5 protein-coding genes are annotated in these 6,275 nt (G+C 69.3%); 1 reads left to right on the plus strand and 4 read right to left on the minus strand.

What is annotated here, in order from left to right; translation table 11 throughout:
* Window positions 1-121 precede the first annotated feature (121 nt).
* The 4 genes from AC08OP_RS08440 to AC08OP_RS08455 form a co-directional block, all read right to left on the minus strand.
* Window positions 122-298 carry a hypothetical protein gene (locus AC08OP_RS08440; protein WP_476613675.1) on the minus strand — a complete coding sequence of 59 codons (177 nt, stop codon included), beginning with the start codon at window positions 296-298 and terminating at the stop codon, window positions 122-124.
* A 150-nt stretch (window positions 299-448) separates the two neighbouring features.
* On the minus strand, window positions 449-2,221 hold the full coding sequence (locus AC08OP_RS08445) for an AMP-dependent synthetase/ligase (protein ID WP_476613676.1): 1,773 nt from the start codon (window positions 2,219-2,221) through the stop codon (window positions 449-451).
* 280 nt (window positions 2,222-2,501) lie between these two features.
* Window positions 2,502-3,527 carry a LysR family transcriptional regulator gene (locus AC08OP_RS08450; protein WP_476613677.1) on the minus strand — a complete coding sequence of 342 codons (1,026 nt, stop codon included), beginning with the start codon at window positions 3,525-3,527 and terminating at the stop codon, window positions 2,502-2,504.
* A gap of 173 nt (window positions 3,528-3,700) precedes the next feature.
* Window positions 3,701-4,990, minus strand: a complete 1,290-nt coding sequence (locus tag AC08OP_RS08455; RefSeq protein ID WP_476613678.1) for a cytochrome P450 — start codon at window positions 4,988-4,990, stop codon at window positions 3,701-3,703.
* Window positions 4,991-5,657: 667 nt separating this feature from the next.
* Here AC08OP_RS08455 and AC08OP_RS08460 point away from each other — a divergent pair.
* The coding region (locus AC08OP_RS08460) for an AMP-binding protein (protein WP_476613679.1) at window positions 5,658-6,275 on the plus strand (618 nt) is incomplete at its 3' end.

The raw sequence follows: 6,275 nt of genomic DNA on the forward strand, positions 1-6,275 counted from the left end.
GTCGTGGCCCCGAGACCGGTGACCACCACCTGCCGCGCCGCCTGCCGGTCCACCCCCTGCCGGTCCACCCCCTGCCTGGCTGTCGTCCGCCTGTCCGCCGTCGGGTCGGTCGTCTCGATGCTCACGCGACGCCTCCGGGAGTAAGGCTCAGCGGCAGCGACCTCAGGCCCCGGTGGATGAGGCGGCTCAGCAGGTCGTCGACGACCTGCTCGGCCCGCGGCCGCATCCCCTCGATCGTGCGCGGAGTGAACGCCTTGCTCACCAGGCCGCGCAGCCAGGTGTGGTCGGGCGGTTCCATGCCCGGGTCGGACTGTACGGGCCGATCCGGTGCTCCCAGGGGCGGTGCGGCGGAATCCACGTGCGGCTCCGTTTCGATGCGCCGAGATCCAGGCGGGCGGACGTCAGTGCCGGGCCACTGCCGGGCCAGTGCCGGGCCAGTGCCGGGCGGTCAGGACGCGTACAGCTCCTCGATCTCCTTGGCGTTCTCCTCCTCGATCACGGCACGGCGAAGCTTCAACGACGGGGTGAGCTGGCCGCCCTGGATGGTGAAGTCGTGGCTCAGGATGCGGAACTTCCGCACCGACTCGGCCCGCGAGACCTGCGCGTTCGCCGCGTCGACCGCGGCGCTGACCTCGGCGGCCAGCCGAGGGTCGGTGTGGGCGGCGGCCTCGTCCAGCTCGTGACCGCCCCGCCGGACCCAGGCCTGTACGGCGGCCCGGTCGAGGGTCACGAGGGCCGTCACGAACGGCCGGTTCTCCCCGATCACTATGGCGTTGCTGACCAGCGGATGCAGCCGGATGCGGTCCTCCAGCGGTGCCGGCGAGACGTTCTTCCCCCCGGTGGTGATAATGATCTCTTTGATCCGACCGGTGATGTGGAGATACCCTTCGTCGTCGAGCCGACCGAGGTCACCGGTGCGCAACCACGGCTCGTGCACGCCCGTCCGATCCGGCCAGTAGCCCGACGAGACCTGCGGCCCGGCCACCAGGACCTCGCCCTCGTCGCTGATCGCGACGGTGGTCGCCGGCAGCGGACGGCCCGTGCTGCCCGGCCGGTCGAGCCCGGGAGCGCTGATGCTGACGGCCGTCGACGCCTCGGTCAGCCCGTACGCGCCGAGGACGTACACCCCGACCCCGGTGAGGAACTCGGCCGTGGAGGGGTCGAGCGTCGCTCCCCCGCACACGACGTGCCGCAGTCGCCCGCCGAACGCCGCGCGCAACCGGCGGTACACCAGCCGGTCGAACAGCGGGGCCTGAAGCCGCGTGACGAGCCCCAGGCCGCCCTGCCCACGCCGGGCCCGACCCAGCGCGCAGGCGGTCCGTTCGGCCGCGGCGAACAGGCGCCCCGAGAGTCCGCCCGCCGCCGCCGCCCGCGCGCCCTTGCGCATCTTCTCCAGCGCCGACGGAACAGTGATCAGGAAAGTGGGGCGGAAGGTGTGCAGCGCCGCGACGAGGCCCCCGGGGTCCGGCAGCAGGGCCGTCCGCACTCCGGCCCACAGACACCCGATCATGGTCACGCGCCCGAACACGTGCGAGAGTGGGAGGAAGAGAATGGTACTGGCCGAGCCGGTGGCCGGACGCATCACCGAGTCCAGCCGTTCCACCGAGTTGACGGCGGCAGAGAAGACGTTCGCGTGGGTCAGCAGGCAGCCCTTCGGCACGCCGGTCGTCCCGCTGGTGTAGACGATCGTCGCGAGGTCGTCGGCCCGGACCGCGTCCCGGCGCCGGAGCACCTCGGACTCCGCGACGGACTGACCGGCGGTGCCGAGTGCCGACACAGCCTCGTCCAGGGACCAGACGTGCGTCGCGGGAAGACCCGCGGACAGGACCAGACGCTCGTGGTCGGGTGTCTCGACGAAGCACCACGAGGCCTTGGAGTCACTGATGATGTGGTCGACCTGGTGGGCCGAGGAGGTCGGGTAGACGGGGACGGTGACCGCGCCGATGCTCCAGATCGCGAAGTCAGCAACGGCCCAGCCGTAACCGGTCCGACCCATGATCGCAACCCGGTCGCCAACCCCGACGTCGTGCGCCACCAAGCCCCTGGCGACGGCCACGACGTCTGAGCAGAACCGGCCCGCGGTCACATCGCGCCAGCCTCCGTCCACCTGGTGGGCCAGGACCGGCCGGTCGGCGGCCGTGGCGACCTCAGTAAGGACGGCGGCGGCCAACCCTCGGTCGGCGGGCAGCTCAGTACCTCCGGGCACCCGCAGAATGTTCACAGTTGATCCCCGTTCCCGGACACGCATAGATCAGCCCGGATGGTCGACGAAAAATCCCCTATTAAATGCGGCAGAAAAGAAGATGACAAAGACGTTCCGACATCGCCCCATCGCTCCGAATGGCACCGCGAGTGGAACGGGACAAGCCCGGCCGCTTCTTCATGCTAACCGTCTTTCCAGCCCATGTGAATGGGTACGGACGTCGCTGTGGAGCTGGCCACGATGGTTTTCTTGGATCGATCCATTGTTCAGGAGTACCGATCTTCAAACATGCCGGTCTTCAGGCCTGCCGGATCAGCGAGCACGCACCGGCGGTCACCGAGGTCAGGGCCGCGGGCGTGCTCCGCGGCCTTGGTGCCGGGCCGGTCGCCGGCTCGTCTGACCTGGACGGATCCAGGGACGGCGGGCCCAGGAACGGCCCGGCGGCGTCGAGGCTGTTGAGGAAGGCCGTGACGACGGGCTGCGGATCCGGACGCCAGACCGCGTACGCGCCGACAGTCGGTACCGGATCGACGAGCCGCACCGCGACGGGGCCCTTCGTGGGCACGTGCGCGCCGCGATCCGCCGACGCGAAGGCCACCACCGGCCTGGTCGTGACGACGATGCCGGTGGCGCCGGAGTCGTCGACCTCCTCGGCCACACTCAGGCGGATGCCACAGCGGTCGGCGGCGGCGAGGATGGCGTCGTGCATCGCCGGGCTCTGTTCCCGGCGGAACAGCACGCATCCCTGGCCCGCCAGCTCCCGGAACGAGACCTGGCGGCGGTCCGCCCACGGGTGGTTCCGCCCGACGAGCGCCACCAGCGGCACGGTGAAGACCCGATGGGACCGCAACTGGGCCGCGAGAGGCCCAGCGAACACGAGCGCGACGTCGAGTTTTCCCGCGGTGAGGGCGGACAGCTGGGGGCCGCTGCGAGCCTCCCAGAGAGTGGTCGAGACGTTCGGGTAGTCAGCGTTGAGCCGCAGCAGGGTGGGTTGGAGGACCCGTTCCCCGGCGGGGAAGTTGAACCCTATGGAGATCCGACCGGTCCGGCCGGAAGCGGCCTCCCTGGCCGCCCGGACCGCCTGTCGTGCCTGTTCCAGCAGACGTCGTGCCTCCTTCTCGAAGGCCCGGCCCGCCGGAGTCAACCGGACCTCCCGGGAGGTCCGGTTGACCAGTTCGACACCGATGTCACGTTCGAGACGCTGGAGTTGCTGACTGAGAGAGGGCTGGGCCAGATGGAGCCTGGCCGCGGCCCGGCCGAAGTGGAGTTCTTCTGCGATCGCCAGGAAAGAGACGAGGTATCGGAAATCGATCTTGCTCTCCATGGTACCTCCCGCGGACACGCTAGCGATCCCGAAAAACTACGGGTGAATACAGCGTGTGGAGATACGGAAGGTACGGTGTAGGATTCGCCCGACGTGGCATCCACCACGCCTCCGACCTGGCACTTGACTTCGAGCAGAATATCAGAAGCGGCTCGATCCGCGACTTTGCGGCACTATCCCCGGAAGCGGACGGGGAGCTCCGCCAGTCCTCGGATGAGCAGGTTGGATTTGTAGGGCGGCGAATCGACGAGAAGCTCGGCGGACCGGACCCGGTGGAGGAACCCCGCCAGGAAGATCTCCATCTCGAGCAACGCCAACGGCGCGCCGAGGCAGTAGTGGTGGCCAAGGCTGAACGACAGGTGCCGGGACGCGCCGGAGCCCGCCACGTAGCGGCGCACATCGAGACGGTCCGGGTCGTCGAACGCCTCCGGATCGCGGTTGGCGCAAGCGATCAACGCCACCACACCCTCGCCCGGAGAAAAGGTCCGGCCACCCACCGTCATTTCCCGGGTCGCTGCCCGGGTGTTGAGGTGGATCGGGGAGTCATAGCGTAGCAGCTCGTCGACGGCGGGCCGGATGAGATCCGGTTCGTCGCGCAGCAACGCCGTCTGATCGGGGTTACGCAGCAACGCCAGCGCCCCGTTACCGACCAGGTTGACCGTCGTCTCGTGGCCGGCGATCAGCAGGGTCACGCAGGTGCCGAGCAGTTCGTCCTCGGTCAGCCGATCACCCTGCTCCTCGACGGCGGCCAGCGCGCTGAGCAGATCGTCGCCACCGCTGCGGCGGCTGCGCGCGACCAGCGCACGGAAGTAGGCGAGGAACTCAGGGATGGCGTCGTTACGTTCCGCCAACGCCTCCGGAGACATCAGGACGTCCGGGTCGAACGCCCTGGCCAGCGCCTGCGACCAGATCTGGATGATGCCGTGGTCGGCCGCCGGCACCCCGAGGATCTCACAGATGATCGTGAGTGGCAGCGGGTACGCGATCGTCTCGATGAGGTCGAACTCTCCGGCCCGCAGCGCGGTGTCGAGCAGGTCGTCGACGAGGGCGGTGATACGCGGCCGCAGATCGGCGACCCGACGCGGGGTGAACGCCTTGCTCACCAGGCCGCGCAGCCGGGTGTGGTCCGGCGGCTCCATCCACAGGAACGTCGCCGGGAACTCCTCGGCGGGCAAGGTGGGATGCAGTTGGTGGGCCTCCTGATCGTGCCCCCAACTCTGGTTGGACAGTACCGCTACGCAGTCGTCGTGCCGGGTGGCGACCTGCAGTCCGAACGGCGTCTCGTGCAGCCGGCCGGCTGCCCGCAGGCGCGCATAGAGCGGATAGGGATTCGGCCTGTTCGCGGGATCGAACAACGCGGCCAGCAGATCAGGCGCCTGGTCCGGGAGCGGGTTCCCGTGGTCGGCCGCGACGCCGGTACCGGCGTCCGCCCCGGCGGATACGGAATCGGTTGTGACTGCCATGGCGTGCTCCTCATCGTCGGTCCGACGAATGCCAGCGCGAGTGGTGCCACGGAGCTTGGTTCACGGTGGGTCTCCACCTGGAAGCGCCCCGGGACCTGTGCGTTCAGGCCACCTGCCCGGAGCCCGATCGCGGCGGGAGAAATGAGGGAATGGAGGCGACGGATGGGATGAGTAGGACGGCGGGACGGTGGCGGGTTGGGACCCTCGGTTCCGTTCCCGAGTCTCGTTTCCGGACCCTCGCCTCCAGATTCCGGCCGGACACCAGGAAACTTGATTCGGTCGCGGTCGCGCGCCGGGCCGTCGACCCGGCGAGGTGATCGGTACATTTGATACCACCAGGACGACACCCAGGTAAACTCCCAGGAAACCATCGGATGAATTTTTCGACCGCCGGGACGATTCGGTGATGTATTGTCGGCCCTGATGGATCAATAGATTACCTGAATTTTTGTTGACGAACGACCACCATACCCACGAGCCTTTTCCTGCTGCCCGCGGCATTCATCAGCACATCCGATCATCAGTACACCCGACGGACAGACATCAGTACACCTGACGGGCAGCCCCATCGGCTGCTGTTCGGCCGCCGTCGCCTCGGTGCCGGCCGGGCCCCATCCGTCGCACGGGCGCGGAAGACACCTGGACGCGGAAGACAGGAGCGCGGATCATGCCTGCCATCCGGAGCGAGGCCACCTCGCCCACCTCCGCCATCTCGCCCACGTCTCCGACGGTCCATCCGCGGCCGGTCTTTCCACGGTCGGCGACGACCGGCGGGCCGGCCCACACGACCCACGGCAGCCACGCGACGGACCCGACCGGCACGAGTGAACCGACCGGCACGACCGACGCTCGCGGGCACCATGAGCCGCTCGACGCCGAGACGTTGCACGACGTCGAGACGTTGCACGACGCACTGGACGTTGCGGCCGCCCGGCATCCCGACACACCCGTCACGTTCCCGTCGACCCGCGAGGTGATCTCGCTGCGGGACCTCGCGGCCACCTCCCGGACGATCGCGGCCGCGCTGACGACGGACGGGGTCCAGGCCGGCGAGCGGGTCGGGGTGCTGGCCGCGAACTCGGCCGAGTTTCTGCTCGCGCTCTTCGCGATCAGTCGGGCGGGCGCGGCGGCCTGTCCGCTGCCACTGCCGACCACCGCGCACGACCTCAACGGCTATGCCGACCGGGTCTCGCGCACCACGGCGGCCGCGGGCATCCACCGGGTGGTCACCGGAGGCCGGGTGTCCGCCATCCTGCGCCGGACGGCCGACCGGCTCGGCGGACTC

The organism is Frankia sp. CeRuru1 (genome assembly GCF_977966315.1).

Coding starts and splice junctions, on each gene's coding strand:
- AC08OP_RS08455 (WP_476613678.1), bottom strand. CDS start 4,990: ATGGCAGTCACAACCGATTCCGTATCCGCCGGGGCGGACGCCGGTACC.
- AC08OP_RS08450 (WP_476613677.1), bottom strand. CDS start 3,527: ATGGAGAGCAAGATCGATTTCCGATACCTCGTCTCTTTCCTGGCGATC.
- AC08OP_RS08440 (WP_476613675.1), bottom strand. CDS start 298: ATGGAACCGCCCGACCACACCTGGCTGCGCGGCCTGGTGAGCAAGGCG.